The following is a 20,877-nucleotide window of genomic DNA, read 5'->3' as shown; positions in this document are numbered from 1 at the left end:
TGAAGGAGTGCGGATGAGCGAGCTGGTGCGCTTCGAGCTGGCCGGGGGCGGCGAGGTCACGGTGGAGCTGGAGGAGCAGCCCGGCGTGGTCCGCGCGGCCCGGCCGGGCCAGGTGCTGCAGAAGGCGCGGGCCGGTTTCACCGACGCGCTCAGCGAGGTGCGGACCGCGGCCGAGGCGGCGCTGCGCCAGTTCCAGGAGCTGGGGCCGGATGAGGTGGAGCTGAAGTTCGGCGTGAAGCTGGACGCCCAGGCCGGCGCGGTGATCGCGCGGACCGGGGTGCAGGGGCACTTCGAGGTCAAGCTGAAGTGGCAGCGCCAGCCTGGTCCGCTGGAGGAAGTGGTGGAGGAGCAGGCCCCGGCCAAGGAGAGCTAGGGCCTGTTCAGAGCTACCTCAGCACGGCGCGCCGGTGGAGTGCGCGTAGGTGACCAGCTTGCCGATGTAGCGGGTCTCCCACGCGTCGAAGCAGGTGCTCGGCCGCATGCCCACCTTCTGGTCGTTGATGTTCACCCACACCCTGGTCGGGCCGCAGTGCGTGTAGTAGTGGTCGATGGTGAAGATCGTCTCTTTGCGCCAGTGTCCGCACGGGTCCGCGGCGGCCTCGCCACCGGAGACCACACCGGTGCCCGCGAAGGCCGCGAGCAGTGCCAGGCCGGCGCCGAGGCGACCCAGGTTCCGCATCATCACAAGATCCTCATCTGCTGTGTGCACAATGGACGGTCAGCGAGTATCACTACCGGCAGCGGCCCCGGCAACGAGTTCACACCTGGCTGAATCACCCGATCGTGCCGTGCCGACCTCACACCCGGCACCCCGGCGCCGTGCGGAGGAGTTCGCGGCCGTGTCACACGCGGCGACGTCCCGGGTAACCCGGGCTGCCTAACTTCGGCGCGTCCCCAACCACCGGAGGCCGCCGTGACCACCGCCGACCGCACCGCCCGACGAGGCTGGATCGACCACTGGGAACCCGAGGACCCCGGGTTCTGGGCGCGCACCGGGCGCCGGGTGGCGAACCGGAACCTGGTCTTCTCCATCCTGGCCGAACACCTGGGCTTCTCGGTGTGGCTGCTGTGGAGCGTGGTGGCGGTCAGCCTGCCGGCCGCGGGCTTCGCCTTCTCCGTCGACCAGCTGTTCTGGCTGGTCGCGGTGCCCAACCTGCTCGGCGCGCTGCTCCGGCTGCCCTACACCTTCGCGGTGCCGCGCTTCGGCGGGCGGGCCTGGACCGCGATCAGCGCCTCGCTGCTGCTCATCCCCACCGGGCTGCTCGCCTGGTGCGTCTCCGACCCGACCACGCCGTACTGGATGTTCCTGGTGGTGGCAGGCACCGCGGGGCTGGGCGGCGGCAACTTCGCCTCCTCGATGGCCAACATCTCCTTCTTCTACCCGGAGTCGCGCAAGGGCTTCGCGCTCGGGCTGAACGCGGCTGGCGGCAACCTCGGGGTGGCCGTGGTGCAGCTGGCGGTGCCGCTGGTGATCTCCGCGAGCACCGGGATCAACCTGGCCTACGCAGGGCTGATGTGGCTGCCGGTGATCATCATCGCGGCGGCCTGCGCCTGGCTGTTCATGGACTCCCTGACCGTGGCCCGCTCGGACTTCCGCTCCTACGCCGCCGCGGTGTTCCAGCCGCACACCTGGGTGATGTCCTTCCTCTACATCGGCACCTTCGGCTCCTTCATCGGCTACTCGGCCGCGCTGCCGCTGCTGATCAACTCCACCTTCCCGGAGTCCAAGGCCGGGTACTTCGCCTTCCTCGGCGCGCTGGTCGGCTCGATCTCCCGGCCCTTCGGCGGCTGGTTGGCCGACCGGTGGGGCGGCGGGCGGGTGACGCTGTGGACCTTCGTCACCATGGGCATCGGGGTGGCCGGGGTGCTGGCCGGGCTGGCGCAGCACAGCTTCCCGCTGTTCCTGGGCGCGTTCCTGTGGCTGTTCATCACCGCGGGCGTGGGCAACGGCTCCACCTACCGGATGATCCCGGCCATCTTCGCGGCCAGGGTGGCCGAGCCCGCGCAGGCGAAACGGCAGGCCGCGGCGGTGATCGGCATCGCGGGCGCGGTCGGCGCGCTGGGCGGGTTCCTGATCACCAGGGCCTTCGCCATGTCGCTGACCGGCTCGGGCTCGCTGGCCCCGGCGCTGTACACCTTCCTGGGCTTCTACGGGCTCTGCCTGGCCGTGACCTGGTGGTGCTACCTGCGGCGACGGGTGCTCGCGGTGCGGGTGCCCAGCCTCGCGCACGCCGGAGTGTGACGCACGCCGCTCTGACCTGGAGCGGGAGCTTTTCGTAACGCGGGTGCAACACCGGTGACCCGGGCCCGACACGGCCGCTCGTGACCATGGCGGCAGGACCCGGCACCGGCGGATGAGGAGGAAGTGCATGACTCGCACGCTCGTCGTCGTCGGCAACGGCATGGTCGGCCACCGCCTGGTGCAGGCGGTCCGGGAACGCGACCTGGCCGGGACCTGGCGGATCGTGGTGCTCGCCGAGGAACCGCGCCCCGCCTACGACCGGGTCGCACTCTCGTCCTATGTGGACAGTTGGGATGAGCTGGCGCTGCGGCTGCCCGGCGCGGAGTTCGACGGCGACGACCGCGTCGAGCTGTGCCTGGGCGAGCCCGCGGCCGCGGTGGACACCGCCGAGCGCACGGTGGTCACCAGCGCCGGCCGGATCATCGGCTACGACGCGTTGGTGCTGGCCACCGGCTCGGCCCCGTTCGTGCCGCCGGTGCCCGGCCACGACCTGCCCGGCTGCTTCGTCTACCGCACCATCGCCGACCTGGACGAGATCCGGATCGCGGCCGAGGGCGTGCGCTCCGGCGTGGTGGTCGGCGGCGGGCTGCTCGGCCTGGAGGCGGCCAACGTGCTGCGCGGCCTGGGCCTGGCCACCTCGGTGGTGGAGCTGGCGCCGCGGCTGATGCCGGTGCAGGTGGACGAGGGCGGCGGCGCGCTGCTCCGGCGCAAGATCGAGAGCTTGGACATCACCGTCCACTGTGGAGTGTCGGTGCAGCGGGTGGAACCCGGTCTGCGGCTGGCCCTTTCCGACGGTGGCGAGCTGGAGACCGGGCTGCTGGTGTTCTCCGCGGGCATCCGGCCCAGGGACCAGCTGGCCCGCGCGGCCGGGCTGGAAGTGGGCCCGCGCGGCGGGATCGCGGTCGACTCCGCCTGCCGCACCAGCGATCCGCACGTCTACGCGATCGGCGAGTGCGCGCTGGCCGGCGGCCAGGTCTACGGCCTGGTCGGGCCCGGCTACGCGATGGCCGAGGTGGTCGCGGACCGGCTGCTGGGCGGCGCGGCCGAGTTCACCGGGGCGGACACCTCCACCAAGCTCAAGCTGCTCGGCGTGGACGTGGCCAGCTTCGGCGACGCGCACGCCACCGCGCCCAACGCCCTGGAGGTCGTGCACAGCGACCCGGTGTCCGGCCGCTACCAGAAGCTCGTGGTCTCCGACGACGCCTCCACCCTGCTCGGCGGCGTGCTGGTGGGCGACGCCTCGGCCTACGCGCTGCTGCGCCCGCTGGTCGGCCGCGCGCTGCCCGGCGAACCCGGCGCGCTGCTGGCCGGGCCGAGCTCCGGCGGCGGGGTCGGCATCGGCGCGATGCCCGATGACGCCCAGGTCTGCTCCTGCCACGCGGTGACCAAGGCGCAGATCCGCTGCGCCATCACCGAGGACGGCTGCGCGGACGTGCCCTCGCTGAAGTCCTGCACCAAGGCGGGCACCGGCTGCGGCTCCTGCGTGCCCATGCTCAAGCAGCTGCTCACCGCCTGCGGGGTGGAGCAGTCCACCGCGCTGTGCGAGCACTTCGCGCACTCCCGCGCCGAGCTGTTCGAGATCGTGCGCGCCACCGGCATCCGCACCTTCAGCGAGCTGGTCGGCAAGCACGGCGCCGGCCGCGGCTGCGACATCTGCAAGCCGGTGGTGGCCTCCATCCTGGCCTCGCTGGGCTCCCCGCACGTGCTCGACGGCGAGCAGGCCTCCTTGCAGGACACCAACGACCACTTCCTGGCCAACATCCAGCGCAACGGCACCTACTCGGTGGTGCCGCGCATCCCCGGCGGCGAGATCACCCCGGCCAAGCTGCTCGTCATCGCCGAGGTGGCCAGGGACTTCGACCTCTACACCAAGATCACCGGCGGGCAGCGGATCGACCTGTTCGGGGCCACCGTGGACCAGTTGCCGCTGATCTGGCGGCGGCTGGTGGACGCCGGGTTCGAGTCCGGGCACGCCTACGGCAAGGCGCTGCGCACGGTGAAGTCCTGCGTGGGCGACACCTGGTGCCGCTACGGCGTGCAGGACTCCGTCGGCCTGGCGGTGGAGCTGGAGCTGCGCTACCGCGGCCTGCGCTCCCCGCACAAGATCAAGGCCGGGGTTTCCGGCTGTGCCAGGGAATGCGCGGAGGCCAGGAGCAAGGACTTCGGCGTGATCGCCACCGAGGAGGGCTGGAACCTCTACGTGGGCGGCAACGGCGGCTTCACGCCCCGGCACGCCGAACTGCTGGCCGCCGACGTGGACCGGGAGACGCTGATCCGGCTGATCGACCGGTTCCTGATGTTCTACGTGCGCACCGCGGACCGCTTGCAGCGCACCGCGAGCTGGGTCGAGGCCATGGACGGCGGCCTGGACCACCTGCGCGCGGTGATCGTCGAGGACAGCCTCGGCATCGCCGAGGAGCTGGAGACCGCGATGGCGCGGCACGTGGAGAACTACACGGACGAGTGGCGCGGGGTGCTGGAGGACGAGGAGAAGCTGAGCCGCTTCGCCTCCTTCGTCAACGCGCCCGGCACACCCGATCCGAGCATCTCGTTCCGCAGCGAGCGCGGGCAGCCCGTGCCCGTGCGGCTGGGTATACCGGAGGTGACTGCACGATGACCGCTATCGACGCCTGGGTGCCGGTGTGCCGCTACACCGCCCTGCTTCCCGAGCGCGGCGCCGCCGCCCTGCTGCCGGGTGGCGCGCAGGTCGCGCTGTTCCGCACGCACGACGGGGAGGTGCACGCGCTGGGCAACGTGGACCCGTTCAGCCAGGCCGCGGTGATCTCCCGTGGCATCGTCGGCGACCGGGCGGGCGAGCCGGTGGTCACCTCGCCCATGCACAAGCAGCCCTTCGCCCTGCGCACCGGCGAGTGCCTGGACAACGCGGCGGTGTCGCTGCCGCGCTACGCGGTGAAAGTGGACGCGGGCACCGTCTACGTGGAGCTGCCGTGAACAGCACACCGTCCTCTGTGGACGGTGCGCTGCCCGCCCTCGCCGGGTTCACGATCGGCCTGACCGCCGCTCGCCGGGCCGAGGAGCTGGCCGCACTACTGGAACGCCGGGGCGCCACCGTGCTGCACGCCCCGGCGATCCGGATCACCCCGCTGGCCGATGACGCCGAGCTGATCGGCGCCACCAGGGCGGTGCTGGACAACCCGGTGGACGTGGTGGTGGCCACCACCGCGATCGGCTTCCGCGGCTGGCTGGAGGCCGCTGAGGGCTGGGGCCTGGCCGCCGCGCTGCGGCAGCGGCTGGCCGGCGCCACCGTGCTCGCCCGCGGCCCCAAGGCGCGCGGCGCGATCAGGGCCGCCGGACTGACCGAGGCCTTCTCGCCCGCCTCGGAGTCCAACGCGGACCTGCTGGCCCACCTGCTGGCCACCGGCGTGCGCGGCCGCCGGATCGCGGTGCAGGAACACGGCGCGCCCGTGCCGGAGGTGGTCGAACCGCTGCGCGCGGCCGGCGCCGAAGTCGTGCCGGTGCCGGTCTACCGCTGGTCCCGCCCCACCGACCTGGCCCCGCTGGACCGCCTGCTGGACGCGATCGGCCTCGGCCAGGTGGACGCGCTGGCCTTCACCAGCGCGCCGGCCGCGGCGAACCTGTTGGCGCACGCGGAACTCCGCGGCCGCCGCGCCGAGCTGATCGAGGCACTGCGCACCCAGGTGCTGGTCGCCTGCGTCGGCTCGATCACCGCCGCCCCGCTGGTCGCCGCGGGCGTCCCGGTGGTGGCCCCCGACCGTGGCCGGATCGGCGCGCTGGCCCGTCACCTGGGCACCGAGCTGGCCGCCCGCGCGCCCCGGCTCCGGGTGGCCGGGAAGGACCTGGAGCTACGCGGCCAGGCGGTGCTGGTCGACGGCGAGTACCGCCCGGTCGCGCCCGCCCCGATGGCCGTGCTGCGCGCGCTGGTCCGGCACTCCGGCAAGGTGGTGCCCAGGGCCGAGCTGCTGGCCGCGCTGCCCACCGGCGGCGAGGAGCACGCGGTGGAGACCGCGGTGGGCAGGCTGCGCACCGCCCTCGGCGAGCCCCGGCTGATCCAGACCGTGGTCAAGCGCGGCTACCGGATCCCGCTGGACACCCCGGCCGGAGCGCTGCGATGAGACCCCTGGTGCTCATCGCGCACGGCACCAAGGACCCGGCGGGCGCGCTGGTCACCGAGGCGCTGGCCGCCGCCACCGCGCGCAGGCTCGGGCAGCCGGTCACCGTCGCCTACGCCGATGTCCGCGAGCCCCGGCTGTCCGAGGTGCTGGCAGACGACGCGGTGGTGGTGCCGGCGTTCCTGGCCAGCGGCTACCACGTCCGGGTGGACGTGCCTGCCGAGGTGCTGGCCAGCGGCTGCCGCAACGTCACGGTGACCCCGGCCTTCGGCGCGGCCCCAGAACTGGTCGCACTGGCCGCCCTGCGCCTGGTCGAAGCGGGCTGGCGACCCGGCGACGCGGTGGTGCTCGGTGCGGCGGGCTCCTCGGACGAGGGCGCGCTGACCGAGGTCCGGGCGGCCGCCGCCCAGCTGAGCGACCGGTTGGGCGATCAGGTGGAGGTTGGCTACGTGACCACCGCCGCCCCCGGCCTGGGCACCGCGCTGGAGGCGGCCCGCCGCACCGGCCGCCGGGTCTCGGTGGCCTCCTGGCTGCTCGCTCCCGGGCTGTTCCACCAGGCGCTGCGGGTGGCCGGGCACGCGGTGGTGGCCGAACCACTCGGCGCGCACGACCGGGTGGTCGACTTGGTCGTGCACCGCTACCTGGCCGCGACTGTCTGACCCCGGCGCGACAATGCCCGCATGGACGCGCCACTGACCCGGCACCTGCTGCGGGCCCGCGACCTGATCGACACCGCCTACGCCGAGCCGCTGGACATCCCGGCGCTGGCCAGGGCGGCCGCGGTGTCCCCGTCCCACTTCAGCCGCCGCTTCAAGGCCGCCTTCGGCGAGACCCCGCACCGGTACCTGCTCACCCGCCGGATGGAACGGGCGAAAACCCTGCTCCGCGCGGGCCGGACCAGCGTCACCGAGGTCTGTCTCGCGGTCGGCTTCACCAGCCTCGGCTCCTTCAGCACCCAGTTCCGCCGCTTCGTCGGGGAGAGCCCGAGCGCCTACCGGGCCCGCGCGCACCCCGGCTACGGCCCGGTGCCCGGCTGCTTCGTCCGGGCCATGAGCCGTCCGCGTGAAGAGCAGTTTTGGAGAAGCCCCGGCGCACCCGGCCTGGCTACCGTGACCGCATGATCACTGCCGTCAACATGGTGCACGTCTGGGTCGCCGACCAGGACCAGGCACTGGACTTCTACGTCAACAAGCTGGGATTCGCGCCGCACGGCGACGTCCAGTTCGAGCACATGCGCTGGGTGTCGGTCACCGCCCCGGAAGCCCCGCAGGTGCCCATCGCGCTGAACCTGCCGGCGCCCCCGCTGGTGGACGAGGCCAGCGCGGCCCACCTCCGCCAGCTGATGGCCGCGGGCCTGCTGTGTCCAGGCGGCTTCGGCACCAAGGACGTCTGGGCCACCTACCGGGAGCTCTCGGCCAAGGGCGTGGAGTTCATCGGCGAGCCGGAACAGCACGACTACGGCATCGACGTCGGCCTGCGCGACCCCTTCGGCAACCACTGGCGGCTGACCCAGACCAGGATGGAATAGTTGAAGCGTCAACTTAGTTGACGGGGGCAGCGGCCGCCGGCTGAGGCGGCCGGGGACCGAGGAGGCAGCCATGCCAGCCGTCACCGCCGACACCCTGACCCTGCCCCGCCTGCCCGAGCTGCCCCAGGAGCTCACCGCCTGGCGGCCGGTGCTGCGCACGGTGCACGCCACGCACTCGGTGGAGGGCGAGGGCTTCGCGGTCCGGCGGCCCTTCCCCGGGGTGGACCTGGCCATGGCCGACCCGTTCCTGATGCTGGACCACCTCGGCGCGGTGGAGTACGCGCCGGGGGAGGCCAAGGGCGCGCCCTGGCACCCGCACCGCGGGTTCGAGACGGTCACCTACGTCATCGACGGGGCCTGGCAGCACGCCGACTCCACCGGTGGCGGCGGGGTGATCGCGGACGGCCAGACCCAGTGGATGACCGCGGGCGCCGGGGTGCTGCACAGCGAGCTGCCCACCGAGGAGCTGGTGACCAGGGGCGGGCTGTTCCACGGGGTGCAGCTGTGGGTGAACCTGCCCCGCTCGCTGAAGTGGACACCGCCGCGGTACCAGGACATCGGCGCCCGCGACGTCGGCCTGGTGTCCAGTGTGGACGGTGGCGCGCTGGTGCGGGTGATCGCGGGTGAGCTGGACGGGCACGCCGGTCCGGGCGTCACCTGGACCCCGATCACCTACCTGCACGCCACGGTCAGCCCCGGCGCGCGGCTCGACCTGCCCTGGCCGGAGAACTTCAACGCGCTCGTCTACGTGCTCTCCGGCCGCGGCACGGTCGGCGCGGAGGCCAAGCCCCTGGAAGAGGGCCAGCTCGCGGTGCTCGGCCACGGGTCCGCGGTCACCCTGCGGGCGGGCGACACCCAGCCACAGGCCAGTGGGCAGGGCTGGGAGGTGCTGGTGCTCGGCGGCAGGCCGATCAACGAGCCGGTCGCGCGCTACGGCCCGTTCGTGATGAACACCCGTGCCGAGATCATCGAGGCGGTGGAGGACTACCAGGCGGGTCGCCTGGCCACCTTCCAGCCACAGCACGTGCCGCACCCGGGCGCGACCGACGAACGGATCTAGAACAGACCAGGAGGCTCCTCCGGCCCCGGCACCGCCTCCCAGCGGTACTTGCGCAGGTTGACCTTCCCGTCGTCGGCCAGCACGCCCTCGGCCCGCAGCAGCTCCAGCTGCTCGCGGGCCAGGTGCGGGGCGCAGGTCCCGTTGGCGCGCAACACCCGGTGCCAGGGCAGGTCGTGCCCGTCCTCGGCCAGCACCCGGCCCACCAGCCGCGGCGACGGCGCCCGCGACACATCGGCCACATCGCCGTAGGTGGCCACCTGTCCGGCCGGGATGGACTGCACGGCGCTGCGCACCCGTTCCATGGTTTCCTCGTCCACGCGGCCATTCTGGCGCACGGCACCGACAGGCTCAGTGGCGCACGACGCGGATGTTCGGGCCCAGCTTGTCCTCGTTGCGGACCTCCTGGTTCACGAACAGCCGCAGCGTCATCCGCTGGTTCAGCCCGGCCAGCGGAGCCAGGTCGTACACCGCCTCGGTGTTGCCCAGGTCGAGCAGCCGCAGGCCGGCCAGCCCGGCCAGCGGACTCAGGTCCACCTCCGGCATCTGGTGCAGGTCCAGCTCGCTCAACGAGCTCCCGGCCAGCGGTTCGAGATCGGGCACGTTCAGCTCCGAGAGCCACAGCCGGGTGAGCCGGGGCATCAGCGGAGTCAGCGCGGACAGGTCCGGCAGCTCGGTCAGCTGGTCCAGCGACAGGTCGGTGAGCTTGGGCAGCAGCTCCAGCGGGCTGAGGTCGGTCAGCGTCCAGGCCTGGCCCAGGCTCAGCGTGTCCAGGTCCTTGCAGGTGGCCAGTCCGGTGAGGTCGGTCAGCTCGTGACAGCCGTTGAGGTCCAGCTCGCGCAGCTCCAGCAGGTCGGCCAGGAACCACAGGTCGGTCAGGCCCTCCGGCGGCGTCAGCTTCAGCGTGCGCAGCCTGGGCAGCGCGCTGAGGAAGTCCAGGCTGCGGCAGCGCTGGTGCAGCCGCAGGTAGGCCAGCCGTGGGTGCTCGGTCAGCTCGTGCAGGTCGGCCGCGGGATCGTTGGTGTGGCTGAGCGAGCGCAGGTGCGGCACCCCGGCCAGGAACTCCAGGTCGGTCCGCTTTGAGTCGATCACGTTGATCCGGGTCCAGCGCAGGTGCCGCAGGTGGTGCAGGTGCGGGAGCTGGTTGTACTCGGTCACCAGCACGCTGCCGTCGGCCAGCGGCGCGTTGCCGAGCACCTGGACCGCGTACTCCTCCGGATCGAAGTGCCGCCAGGCCCAGGCCAGGTCCCGCTGCACCGAGATCCGCGGATCGGAGGCGTACCGGCTCAGCACCCGCAGCCCGGCCGGTCCGTTCACCAGTGCCGCGGTCTCCACGCAGGCCGTGGCCACCGCGTCACTCAGACCGTCCACAGTGGACGGAAGCTTGCGCAGCACCTGTTCCCCGGCCAGCACCAGCGAGCGCACCTCGCGGCTGTCCCGCGGCGGCACCAGCTGGTCCAGCACCGCGTCCACCCGCGCCGCCACCTGCTCTGGCACCGTGTGCGTGGTCTCCAGGCAGGCCGCCGCCAGCAGCCGCAGCTTGCGCGCGTGCCGCCGCTCGGCGTCCGCGCGGTCCAGGATGCCGTCCAGCAGCTCGGCCCGCAGCGGCACCGAGCAGTGCCCCGCGGCCAGCACCACGGTCTCCCGCCAGGTGTCCAGATGTGCCTGCTGGACCAGGAAACCGACCAGGTGGTGGTCGGCGATCTCCTTGCCGGTCAGGTACTCCTGGAAGGTCCGGTGGATGAAGTCGACCTTGCCCTCCACCGGTTCGCGGAGCACCCCGCTGCGCTCCAGCAGGTGCTGCAACACCGTGGCCGGGTGCAGCTCCACCGAGGGCATCCTGGCCAGCGCCCGCTGCACGTGACCCGAGGCATCCGCCAGGTCCAGCTGGGTGCGGCCGCACATGCTCAGGCTCCAGGCCAGGTACTGCAACACGCCGAGCTTGGTCGCCGGCTCCAGCGTGAGCTCCTGCGCCGCGGGCACCTCGCGTTCGGCGTCCCTGCGGTCCAGCAGCAGCTCCAGGGCCGCCTCGTACAGCTTCATCCGGTCCGGCGGCAGCTGCTTGCGGCGGTCCAGGTTCAGCGCGCACAACAGCGCGCACAGCAACGGGCTGGTGGCCAGCATGCGCAGCGCGGGCCGGGACTCCAAGTGCCGCAACAGGGTTGTGCGGTACTCGTCCAGCTCCTCCGGCTCGCAGGGCAGGGCCGCGCCGCGGATGGCCTCGTGCCAGCGGCGGGTGAACTCGGCGATGTCCAGCGGTGTCATGGGTTCCAGCCGCACCGCGCGGAAACCCTCGGCGTCCAGCCAGCTCCGGTCCGCCGCGCTCGGCCGCGCGGTGACCACCACCCGCAGGTCCGGGTAGGCCGCCAGCAGGCCCTTCAGCCAGCGCCGCACCCTGGGCCGCCGGTCCGCGGTCAGCTCGTCCACCCCGTCCACCAGCAGCAGCGCCTGGCCGTCGGAGAGCAGCCGGTGCACCCAGCCGGTCGGGGCCAGCCCGGCGATCGGCCCGGCGTTGGCCGCCACCAGGTCCTGCGGCTCGGGCAGCTCGGTGTCGGCGTAACCGCGCAGCCGCACCAGGAACGGCACCAGGTTGTTCCACGGCGCCAGCTTCCCGGTGAAGGTGCCGCGGGCCGCGGACACCGACAGCCACTGCATCAGCGTGGTCTTGCCGGACCCGGCGTCCCCGCGCAGCAGCGTCCGGGACCGGTCGGCCAGCGCGGACTCCACCCGCTGCCCGCCGTCGGCCGCCCGCCAGCCCGAGGCGGAGAAGTCCTCGTCCTCCCCGCCTGCGCTGGTCACGCGCAGGCTCAGGTAGGCCACCGAGACCGAGGTGTGCGGCCGGTACCGCCGGGTGTCCACGCCGAAGAGCTCCAGCTCGTCCAGCGTCTCGCTCAGGTAGCCCAGGTAGCGCCGCCGGAACTCCGCGTCGTGCGCGCTGCCCTGCGGGGCGTCCAGCGAGGTCCTGGGCAGCCGGTGCAGCACCAGCTCGATCTTCTCCGCCACCGCGGCGAACCGGCTGAGGAACTCCGCGTCCGCGCGCTGGCTGAAGGCGGGCAACTGCCGGACCACACTGACCAGCGCCATGCAGCTCTCGTCCAGCACCGCCGAGTACAGGTCCGCGGCCGCGTCGCTGAGCCCGGCCCGCACCACCGCCGAGGGCACCCGGTCGCGCACCAGCCTGGCCAGCTTGGCCGGGTCCAGGTCTGCCTCGAACAGGGTCCGGTCGGACAGGTCGGCCTCGGCCAGCGCGTCGGCCACCGCGTCCAGCGCGGCCCGCCGCTCGTGCTCGGGCAGGTCCCGGAACTCCACGTCGTACCAGGGCCGCAGCCGGTGCGCGGCCTGGTCGCCGATGTCGGCCAGCCGGCGTTCCAACTTGCGCCGGGAGAAGGCGTCCGGCACCGCGACCGCGATCAGCTCGGACAGCGGGGTGTGCCGGTCCGACTGCGCCTTGCGCTGGTCCAGCCAGGCACGCACGGTGTGCCGGACCACCTGCCGCCCCACCGCGAGCGCGGCCTCGTTGAGCATCCATCCACTCTATCGGGGGACAAAACGGAACTGAGCCGTCCGCGCGGGGTAAGTGCGCGAACGGCCCAGAATCGTTGGTGTGCGGCGAAAAGCCTCACCGGTCCCGTTGGGTGATCAATCGGGCGAGCATGGTGAGCTGGCCGCCCGCCCGCGACCGCGGTGAGCTGGCCGCCAGGTGCTGCAACCCCTGCGCGAGCAGGTCGTCCGCCCTCTCCTGCGCCCAGGCCCGCCCGCCCGCGGCCTCCACCAGCCCGGCCGCCTTGGCCAGCTCGGCGGGCGCCAGCGGATCGGTGCGCTGGTACAGCGCGGCCAGCTCGCGGGCCGCCGGGGTGCCGGAGGTCAGCGCGAAGACCACCGGCAGCGACTTCTTGCGGTTCTGCAGGTCGGAGTAGACCGGCTTGCCGGTGACCGCCGGATCGCCCCAGATGCCGAGCAGGTCGTCCACCAGCTGGAAGGCCAGCCCGACGTCCTCGCCGAAGCGGGCCAGGTGCGCCACCTGCTCCGCGCTGCCGCCGCCGAACATGCCGCCCAGCGCGCAGGCCGCCCTGGGCAGCGCGGCGGTCTTGCCGATGGCCATCGCCACGCACTCGGTCACGTCCACATCGGCCCGGTCCTCGAAGGACAGGTCGTTGAACTGCCCGTCCAGCAGGTCCAGCACCGCCCCGCTGAGCACCTTGGTGGCCTCCGCCGCGCTGGGCTGCCTGCTGGTGGCCAGCACCTCCATCGCCACCGTCAGCAGCGCGTCCCCGGCCAGGATCGCCGCGTTCAGCCCGAACACGCTCCACGCGGTGGCCCGGTGCCGCCGGGTGGTGTCGCCGTCCATCACGTCGTCGTGCAGCAACGAGAAGTTGTGCACCAGCTCGATGGCCACCGCGGCGGGCACCGAGGCGGCCGGGATGCCGCCCACCGCCTCCGCGGTCAGCAGCACCAGCGCCGGCCGGATCACCTTGCCGCTGCTGCCCTCGCTCGGCCTGCCCTGCTCGTCCCACCAGCCGAAGTGGTACCCGGCGATGCGCCGCATGGACTGCGGTAGTCGCTCCACCGCCTCCCGCATGGCGGGTTCGATCATGCCCCGGCTCCAGGCGAGCACCTCACCGATGGTGTCCGTGCCCAGAACCGGGGTCGTCTCCACACTCGCCATGTTCGTCAGTGCCCGATCTCGACGTTCTCCAGCACACCGAGCGCGTCCGGCACCAGCACCGCCACCGAGTAGTAGGTGCTGACCAGGTACGAGGTGACCGCCTTGTCGTTGATGCCCATGAACCGCACGTTCAGCCCCGGCTGGTACTCATCCGGGATGCCGGTCTGGTGCAGGCCGATCACGCCCTGGTCCTCCTGGCCGACGCGCATGGCCACGATCGAGGTGGACCCGGTCTCGGTGATCGGGATCTTGTTGCTGGGCAGGATCGGCACCCCGCGCCAGCCCTGCACCTTGGTGCCCTCGAAGTCCACCGTCTCGGCGTAGACCCCGCGCTTGTTGCACTCCCGGCCGAAGGCGGCGATCGCCTTGGGGTGAGCCAGCATGAACTTCGTCTTGCGCCTGCGGCACAACAGGTCGTCCAGGTCGTCCGGGGTGGGCGGGCCGCTGTGCGTGGGCACCCGCTGCTTGAGGTCGGCGTTGTGCAGCAGGCCGAAGTTGGTGTTGTTGAGCATGTCGTGCTCCTGGCGCTCGCGCAGCGCCTCGATGGTCAGCCGGAGCTGCTGGTCCAGCTGGTTCATCGGGTGGTTGTACAGGTCGGTGACCCTGGTGTGCACGCGCAGCACGGTCTGCGCCACCGCCAGCTCGTACTCCCTCGGCGAGAGCTCGTAGTCCACGAAGGTGCCCGGCAGCTCGTACTCGCCCTCGTGCCCGGAGGCCAGGTCGATCTCCGCCTCGCCCTTGGCGTTCTGCGGTTTGCGCGGGCTGAGCCGGTAGGCGGTCACCTTCTCGCGCAGCGCGGGGGACTGCTCCACCAGCTGCTGGAACACGCTGCGGGGCAAGGACAACAGCGTGCCGGGGGTGGCCGCGCGGGCGGTGAACTGCCAGGTGGCCTCGCCCAGCAGCGCCTCGTCGCCGAAGTGGTCGCCGTCGACCAGGGTGCCCAGCGAGGTGGTGTTGCCGAACTCGCCGACGCCGAGCTTGGTGATCCGGCCGTGCGCCACCAGGATCACCCGGTCCGCCGGCTGGCCCTGGGTGACCAGCACCTCGCCCTTCTCGAAGCCCTGCTGCTCGAACCGGTCGGCCAGCGCGGCGAGCACCTCCTGGTCCTCGAACCCACGCAGCAGCGGTAGCTCGCACAGCTCCGGCGGCACCACCCGGATCTGGGTGCCGACGTTGCTGAAGGTGAGCCTGCCGTCGCCGATGGAGTAGGTCATCCGGCGGTTCACCCGGTAGGCGCCGCCGCTGGCCTCCACCCAGGGCAGCACCTTGAGCAGCCAGCGCGGGCTGATGCCCTGCATCTGCGGCACGGACTTGGTGGTCGACGCCAGGTTCCGCGCCGCCGCCGTGCCCAGGCTCAGTTGAGCGCCGTTGCCGTTCCCGTTGCCATTGGTCCGGACGTCGGACTCCAACGCTTCTGTCACCGTGCACACCGCCAAGTCTCGTTACAGGTCAACAGGAATCGAAACTGAAGAAAACAGTGGGGATCAGGTCCGGTAGCGGGGATTCGTGTGGTGCCACTCGAACCCGCCGCCCATCCAGGCCCGCAGGCCGCGCAGGAACCGCTGGAGCTCCGGCGAGGGCACCGCGGCCAGCCGCCGGTGCCCGGCCTCGAAGTCGCGCACGACCTCGTTGTGCAGCTCCACCGTCACCTCGGTGGCCTCCTCGATGGAGCAGCCCCGGTCGGCGGCGATCTGCAAGACCATGTTGCACACCGGCAGCTCGTCCGCGGCGTCCTTGGCCACCGAGAACAGGTCGTTGACCAGCACGCTGGCCAGACCCGCCTGGAACGCGGCCTCCCGGACCTCCGGGGCGTTGTACAGGTTGGCAGGCACCTCGTAGCCGCCGACCGCGTCGATCAGCGTCATCGAGGTGTAGAAGTTGTCGTGCTGCCGCGCGGCCAGGTACTCCCAGGCCGGCGGGTAGGAGTCGGTGTGCCGCCAGGCCGCGTAGGCGGTCCAGCTGACGAACATGGCGAAGGTCGAGTAGTTCACCCGCTGCACCACCGCGGGCGTGCTGCGCGCGGCCAGGTGCTCGATGCCCGAGCGCAGCGCCACCAGCACCCGCTCACCGGCGATCTTCTCCTCCAGCGGCGGGGTGAACTCCCTGGCGTCGGGCACCGGGTCCATCGCGGCCATGGCCAGCATCAGCCTGCCGGGCAGCTCGGTGGGGGTGGCCCCGTGCTCGGTGCTGTCGGCGTAGAGGTCGTCCGCGGCCCACCAGGCCGCGTTCAGCCGCGCCGAGATCAGCAGCTGGTCCGGGTCCTCGGCGTCCGGATGGCAGAGCATGGCCAGCCTGCCGAACCCGCCCTTGCCCATCAGCTCGCTCTCCTGCTCGGAGAACCCGCATGCCAGCGCCCAGTCCACCACCCGCAGGTCCACCTCGGTGCCCAGCGCCGGGTTGATCCGCTCCACCACCGGCACGTACACCGGCGAGAAGTTCCCCTCGCCCCAGGACCGGTACGCGTAGGCGGGATCGCCGCTGGGCGCCGGTTCCGGGACAGCTGGTGGCGGCGGCTCGGCCACCGCCACCGGCGGCGGTTCCTGGCCGAACACGGCGGCGACGCGGGCCGCGGAGGTGCCCAGCCCCGACGGCCCGGCCAGCCAGGCCGGGCGCGTCGGGGCGGGGGCCACTGCCTCGGACATGGCGTCAGATCCGGTCGGCCGCGATGAGCAGGTAGTGGAAGCTGCCCTCGCGGTAGGCCTGCAGGAACGGGGCCTCCACGCCGGTGGCGACCGAGGACTTCTCCCGCAGCTCCCAGTACGGGATGGTGGCCGCGGTCAGGTCGATCACGCTGATCGGCACCAGGTTGTTGGCCTGCATGGCCTTGAAGTACTCGCTGCGGGGGTGGATGTTGCAGGTGTAGTGCTGGTCGATCTGGCTGACCGCCTTGGACCGCCCGCCGGTGACGTCGTTGTAGCAACCGGTGATCGTGACGTAGCGGCCGCCGATCTCCAGCTGCCGGGCGTGCTCGGCGAAGAGCTGGTGCAGGTCCACGTACATGGTGCTCTCGTTGTTCCAGATGGCCTTGCGGGAGGCCGTCTCGAACCCGGTGTCGAGCATGTTCCGGAAGTGGTACCGCACCCGGTCGGCCACCCCGCGCTTGCGGGCCTGCTCGTTGGCGAAGTCCACCTGCTTCTGCGAGATGGACACGCCGTCGACCTCGCAGCCGAAGCGCAGGTTGGCCATGATGCTGGTGCCGCCGCGGCCGCAGCCCGCGTCCAGCAGCTTGTCCGTGGGCTTGACGTCGCCGAGGTGGTCGAGCAGCACCTCCGCCTGCGCGGTCTCCAGCCGGTGCATCTCGTCGATGATCGCCTGGTCCCTGCGGTCCGCCGGGGCCTCCAGCACGGCCGGGTCGTAGTCGCCGAGGCCGTAGTGGTGGTGGTAGAGGCCGTCGACGTCGCCGAGCCGGAGGTTCACCGGGTCCTGCTCGGCGTTCCAGTACTCCGCGACCGAACGCTGGTAGGCGCTGCGCAGCACCGGCTTGGCCGTCTCGGATTCCCGTGGCTGGACTGTGGTCATCGTGCGACTCCTCCATTGTCGTTCTGGTGCAAGGGAAACTGGTTCATCGGTAGCGCGGGCTGCCGGACTGCCACACGTGGTCCCCGGCCAGCCAGTCGCGCAGCGCGTCCACCACGCCGGTCAGCGACGCCCGATCGATGGCGTCCAGCTCCAGCTCCCTGGCCAGCCGCGGCACGTCCACCGCGGCCAGCCGCTGGAACTGCTTGATCCGCTGGGTGAGCAGGTCGTTCACGATCGCGGTCGCCCGGCCGCGGTCGCAGCCCAGGAACTGCTGGGTGATCAGCACGGCGTTGTGCGTGTCACCGGCCCGGATCTCCTTGTCGTAGGACAGGACGTCGTTGCGGATCCCCGGCGCCTCGGCGAAGATCTCGGCCAGCGCGCGCATGGTCCGGTGCTCGCGCACCGCCGTGGGCAGGTCGCCGCCCAGGGCCGCCATGGCCAGCCCGTAGGCGAACATCCCGCCGCCGGTCTGCCGGCGCATCTCCAGGTAGTCCACCGGATCCGGGACCCGGCCCAGCAGCACGTTGTGGATCTCCCACAGCGGTCCGCGCAGGAACTCCCCGAGCTGCCCGGGATAGGCGGCCCGGCCCGAGGGCGGCAGCGTCGGCGCCATCCGGGTCCACAGGTCGGCCAGCCCGGCCTGCACCGGGTCCGCAGGCACGGGCATCGCGGACAGCTCCGCGGGCAGGAAGGTCATCAGTCTGTCCACATAGGACCGTGCACCGGCCAGGTCGCGGGTGCGCTTGAACCGGTCGTCGATGAAGTCGTCGTAGTGGAAGCCCCAGACACCCCAGGCCGCCACCAGCTCCACCGCCTGGGCCGGGGCGTGCGGCACGCTCAGCGCGGCCCACAGCCCGAAGTCCTGGGCGTCGGCCCAGTGGTCGGTCCACACCCCGGCGCGCCCGATGCCGATCCGCCTGGTCCAGTCCGCGGCGAAGGTCCTGGCCCGCTCCAGGTGGGGGCTGGTCTTGGCCGGGTAGGGCAGGTAGAACTCCGGCAGCGCGCCGCCGCCGAAGTGCACCCCGTGCGGCTGCACCGGTTCGGTGTTGACCGGGGGCGCGAAGGCCGACATCCGGGTCAGGCCCATGCCGGGGCCGGTCAGGCCGAGCATCGTGGTGGCATCAGCCATGTCCGCCCCCGATCGGCAGCGAGCCGGTGCCGACCCCGCTGCGGAACCGGCCTGCCCGCCGCGCGCCGGGCACGGGCGCGTTCTTGTTCATGTACCGGTTGGAGCGCAGGTGCCACTGGTGCCCGCCGGACTGCCAGTCCTGCAACCCCTTGACGTACTTGGCCACCGCGAGCTGCTCGGCGGGCGTGAGCGCGTGCTCGGCGAACAGCGGCGGCAGCTCGGTCAGCGCGGTGTGCTCGAACTGCCGCAGCCGTGAGGTGATGATGTCGCTGACGGTGTCCGCGGCCTGCTGCGGGCCGCAGCCGAGGAAGGTCTCCAGCACCAGCACGCCGTTGTTCACCTCACCCTCCTGCTGGGTCTCCCGCTGATAGCTGAAGATGTCGTTGCGCAGGTGCACCCCGTCGGCGAAGGTGTCCCGGAGGACCCGGAGCGGGCGGCTGTGCGCCACCCGTTCCGGGACCTCCGCGCCTTCGGTGTACTCGACCAGGCCCGCCGACCACGGCGCGCCGCCGACCTTGCGGCGCATGCCGAGGTAGTCGATCGGGTTCGGCACCCGGCCGTTGGCGATGTTGTCCAGCTCCCACACGCAGTCCACCAACAGGTTCTCCGTGCTCACCGCGAACCGCGCACGCCAGTCCATCGACATGTGCGGTGCGGTGCGCCTCCAGAGGTCGGCCAGTCCGCGCTCCACCGGGTTCGTCCACTGTGGAGGGTCGGAGAGGTCCAGCGGCATGAAGGCCATCAGCCGGTCCAGATAGGCCTTGGCCCCCTGCTGGTCCTTGGTCCTCTTGAACAACGCCAGGAAGTGGTCGTCGAAGTAGAAGACCCAGGTGTACCAGTCGGTCACCAGGTCGAGCCGGTCGCCGGGCGCATCGGGATGCGCCCAGGCGCACAGCCCGGCCATGTCCATGCCGTCGAAGTAGGCCTCGCTCCAGATCTCCGGTCCGCCGTCCTTCGTGCACCCGATCATCTCCATCTCGAGCGCCCACCGCTTGTCGTGGGCCCTCGCCGACTCCAGATGCGGGTTCAACCGTGCCGGGTGCGGCAGGTAGAAGTCCGGCAGCTCGAAGGGCTGATCAGCCATCGTGCCGGCCGAGTTCCACGTTCTCCAGCACGCCCAGCGCGTCCGGCACCAGCACCGCGGCCGAGTAGTAGGCGCTCACCAGGTAGGAGATGATCGCCTTCTCGCTGATCCCCATGAACCGCACCGAGAGACCGGGCTGGTACTCATCCGGGATGCCGGTCTGGTGCAGGCCGACCACGCCCTGGTTGTGCTCGCCGACCCGCAGCAGCATGATCGAGCTGGTGTTGTGCCGGCTGATCGGGATCTTGTTGCAGGGCAGGATGGGCACCCCGCGCCAGGACGGCACCTTGTTGCCGTTCATGTCGATCGCGGTCGGGTAGATGCCGCGCTTGCTGCACTCCCGGCCGAAGGCGGCGATCGCCTTCGGGTGGGCCATGAGGTAGCTCGGCTCCTTCCACACCGTGGCCAGCAGGTTGTCCAGGTCGTCCGGGGTGGGCGGGCCGGAGCGGGTGTGGATGCGCTGCTTGAGGTCGGCGTTGTGCAGCAGGCCGAAGCTCTTGTTGTTGACCAGCTCGTGCTCCTGGCGCTCGCGCAGCGCCTCGATGGTCAGCCGCAGCTGCTGGTCGAGCTGGTTCATCGGCTGGTTGTAGAGGTCGGCGACCCTGGAGTGCACCCGCAGCACGGTCTGCGCCACGCTGAGCTCGTACTCCCGCGGGCTCAGCTCGTAGTCGACGAAGGTGCCGGGCAGGGCGACCTCGCCCTCGTGCCCGGAGGCCACCCTGATCTCGGCCTCGCCGTGTGGGTTGCCCTTGCGCGCCTGGCCCGCCACGTAGGCCGCGATGTGCTCCTGCAGCGCGGGGGACTGGTCCACGATCTCGTCGTAGCCGCGCTGCTCCAGCACCAGCACGGTCACCGGGGTGACCGCCTTGACGGTGTAGTCCCAGATGCTGCTGGGGTCGGTGAGCGAGTCGTCGCCGAAGTGGTCGCCGTTGGCCATGGTGCCCAGCACGGTCTGGTCGCCGAACTCGCCGAGGCCGAGCTTGTTGACCTTGCCGTGCGCGATCAGGAACGCCTCGTTGGACTCGTTGCCGAACTCCACGATCACATCGCCCGGCTGGTACTCCCGCTGCTGGAACCGCAGGGCCAGCGCGGTGAGCACCTCCTCGTCGCCGAACCCGCGCAGGATCGGCAGCTCGCACAGCTCCGGCGGCACCACCCGGATCTGGTCGCCGACCGAGGTGAAGGTGACCCGGCCGTCGCCGACGGTGTAGCTCAGCCGCCGGTTGACCCGGAACGCGCCGCCCTTGGCCTCCACCCAGGGCAGCACTTTCAGCAGCCACCGGGAGGAGATCGCCTGCATCTGCGGGACGGACTTGGTCGTCGTCGCCAGGTTCCGCGCCGCAGCCGTACCGAGGCTGAGCTGGGCGTGCCCGTTGCCGTTGCCGTTGCTCTCGGTCCGGACGTCGGACTCCAACGATTCAGTCACCGCGTACACCACCAATTTCTATGCATGCGAAAAAGGGAAGAATAGATTGAAAAAGTAAAAGGAAACCTTTGGGAAAATTGTGCTGCTCAATGGCGTGGCGCAGCCACTCGGCTAGGTGTCCGAGTGGGGTGGGCC

The 20,877-nt window shown here is 71.7% G+C and carries 19 protein-coding genes; 9 read left to right on the top strand and 10 right to left on the bottom strand.

The features are described from left to right. The first annotated feature begins 13 nt into the window (after positions 1 to 13). Positions 14 to 373 (top strand): CU044_2847 family protein, encoded by a 360-nt coding sequence (locus M8C13_RS20645; RefSeq protein WP_252482276.1) that lies wholly within the window; start codon positions 14 to 16, stop codon positions 371 to 373. 18 nt (positions 374 to 391) lie between these two features. On the opposite strand, the gene M8C13_RS20640 is transcribed toward M8C13_RS20645, so the two are convergent. Beyond that, complete coding sequence (locus tag M8C13_RS20640) at positions 392 to 682, bottom strand: hypothetical protein (protein WP_252482275.1); 291 nt, start codon at positions 680 to 682, stop codon at positions 392 to 394. 231 nt (positions 683 to 913) lie between these two features. On the opposite strand from M8C13_RS20640, the gene M8C13_RS20635 reads away from it, so the two are divergent. The 8 genes from M8C13_RS20635 to M8C13_RS20600 all read left to right on the top strand — a co-directional run bounded on the left by M8C13_RS20635 (position 914) and on the right by M8C13_RS20600 (position 8,921). Continuing rightward, entirely contained in the window at positions 914 to 2,242 is a 1,329-nt protein-coding gene (locus M8C13_RS20635; protein WP_252482274.1) for a NarK family nitrate/nitrite MFS transporter, read from the top strand. Between the two features lie 127 nt (positions 2,243 to 2,369). Beyond that, a complete protein-coding gene (gene nirB / locus M8C13_RS20630) occupies positions 2,370 to 4,859 on the top strand; it encodes a nitrite reductase large subunit NirB (RefSeq protein ID WP_252482273.1) in 2,490 nt (829 codons plus the stop codon). After that, positions 4,856 to 5,194, top strand: coding sequence for a nitrite reductase small subunit NirD (gene nirD / locus M8C13_RS20625; protein ID WP_252482272.1), 339 nt, complete (start codon positions 4,856 to 4,858; stop codon positions 5,192 to 5,194). The genes nirB and nirD overlap by 4 nt, the downstream gene beginning before the upstream one ends. A gap of 17 nt (positions 5,195 to 5,211) precedes the next feature. Continuing rightward, positions 5,212 to 6,336: a uroporphyrinogen-III synthase gene (locus M8C13_RS20620; RefSeq protein ID WP_252482307.1), complete on the top strand. Its 1,125-nt coding sequence runs from the start codon at positions 5,212 to 5,214 to the stop codon at positions 6,334 to 6,336. Continuing rightward, positions 6,333 to 6,992: a sirohydrochlorin chelatase gene (locus M8C13_RS20615; protein WP_252482271.1), complete on the top strand. Its 660-nt coding sequence runs from the start codon at positions 6,333 to 6,335 to the stop codon at positions 6,990 to 6,992. Before M8C13_RS20620 ends, M8C13_RS20615 begins: the two co-directional genes overlap by 4 nt. 21 nt (positions 6,993 to 7,013) lie before the next feature. Continuing rightward, on the top strand, positions 7,014 to 7,454 hold the full coding sequence (locus M8C13_RS20610) for a helix-turn-helix domain-containing protein (protein WP_252482270.1): 441 nt from the start codon (positions 7,014 to 7,016) through the stop codon (positions 7,452 to 7,454). Beyond that, positions 7,451 to 7,861: a VOC family protein gene (locus M8C13_RS20605; protein ID WP_252482269.1), complete on the top strand. Its 411-nt coding sequence runs from the start codon at positions 7,451 to 7,453 to the stop codon at positions 7,859 to 7,861. Before M8C13_RS20610 ends, M8C13_RS20605 begins: the two co-directional genes overlap by 4 nt. A 70-nt stretch (positions 7,862 to 7,931) precedes the next feature. Continuing rightward, positions 7,932 to 8,921 (top strand): pirin family protein, encoded by a 990-nt coding sequence (locus tag M8C13_RS20600; RefSeq protein WP_252482268.1) that lies wholly within the window; start codon positions 7,932 to 7,934, stop codon positions 8,919 to 8,921. Here the strand turns inward: M8C13_RS20600 and M8C13_RS20595 are convergent. From M8C13_RS20595 to M8C13_RS20555, 9 genes are all read right to left on the bottom strand, one after another. Next, the gene (locus M8C13_RS20595; RefSeq protein ID WP_252482267.1) at positions 8,918 to 9,238 is read right to left on the bottom strand and encodes an MGMT family protein; all 321 of its coding nucleotides are present in this window, start codon (positions 9,236 to 9,238) and stop codon (positions 8,918 to 8,920) included. The two genes, M8C13_RS20600 and M8C13_RS20595, sit on opposite strands and share 4 nt — an antisense overlap. A gap of 31 nt (positions 9,239 to 9,269) precedes the next feature. Beyond that, the gene (locus tag M8C13_RS20590; protein WP_252482266.1) at positions 9,270 to 12,443 is read right to left on the bottom strand and encodes an NACHT domain-containing NTPase; all 3,174 of its coding nucleotides are present in this window, start codon (positions 12,441 to 12,443) and stop codon (positions 9,270 to 9,272) included. A gap of 94 nt (positions 12,444 to 12,537) precedes the next feature. Next, positions 12,538 to 13,584, bottom strand: a complete 1,047-nt coding sequence (locus M8C13_RS20585; protein ID WP_252482265.1) for a family 2 encapsulin nanocompartment cargo protein polyprenyl transferase — start codon at positions 13,582 to 13,584, stop codon at positions 12,538 to 12,540. A gap of 5 nt (positions 13,585 to 13,589) precedes the next feature. After that, positions 13,590 to 15,005 carry a family 2B encapsulin nanocompartment shell protein gene (locus tag M8C13_RS20580; protein WP_374213109.1) on the bottom strand — a complete coding sequence of 472 codons (1,416 nt, stop codon included), beginning with the start codon at positions 15,003 to 15,005 and terminating at the stop codon, positions 13,590 to 13,592. Positions 15,006 to 15,068: 63 nt separating this feature from the next. Beyond that, positions 15,069 to 16,226, bottom strand: coding sequence for a family 2 encapsulin nanocompartment cargo protein terpene cyclase (locus M8C13_RS20575; protein ID WP_252482264.1), 1,158 nt, complete (start codon positions 16,224 to 16,226; stop codon positions 15,069 to 15,071). A 4-nt stretch (positions 16,227 to 16,230) separates the two neighbouring features. After that, positions 16,231 to 17,103 carry a geranyl diphosphate 2-C-methyltransferase gene (locus tag M8C13_RS20570; RefSeq protein WP_252482263.1) on the bottom strand — a complete coding sequence of 291 codons (873 nt, stop codon included), beginning with the start codon at positions 17,101 to 17,103 and terminating at the stop codon, positions 16,231 to 16,233. 43 nt (positions 17,104 to 17,146) lie between these two features. Beyond that, positions 17,147 to 18,232, bottom strand: a complete 1,086-nt coding sequence (locus M8C13_RS20565; protein WP_252482262.1) for a hypothetical protein — start codon at positions 18,230 to 18,232, stop codon at positions 17,147 to 17,149. Then, positions 18,225 to 19,316, bottom strand: coding sequence for a hypothetical protein (locus M8C13_RS20560; protein ID WP_308202831.1), 1,092 nt, complete (start codon positions 19,314 to 19,316; stop codon positions 18,225 to 18,227). The genes M8C13_RS20565 and M8C13_RS20560 overlap by 8 nt, the downstream gene beginning before the upstream one ends. After that, positions 19,309 to 20,742 carry a family 2B encapsulin nanocompartment shell protein gene (locus tag M8C13_RS20555; RefSeq protein WP_374213108.1) on the bottom strand — a complete coding sequence of 478 codons (1,434 nt, stop codon included), beginning with the start codon at positions 20,740 to 20,742 and terminating at the stop codon, positions 19,309 to 19,311. Before M8C13_RS20555 ends, M8C13_RS20560 begins: the two co-directional genes overlap by 8 nt. Positions 20,743 to 20,877 lie beyond the last annotated feature (135 nt).

It is taken from the genome of Crossiella sp. SN42 (assembly GCF_023897065.1).
Lineage (GTDB): Bacteria > Actinomycetota > Actinomycetes > Mycobacteriales > Pseudonocardiaceae > Crossiella.
Note: the sequence above shows the minus strand (reverse complement) of the source record. Positions and strands in the feature narration are given on the sequence as shown.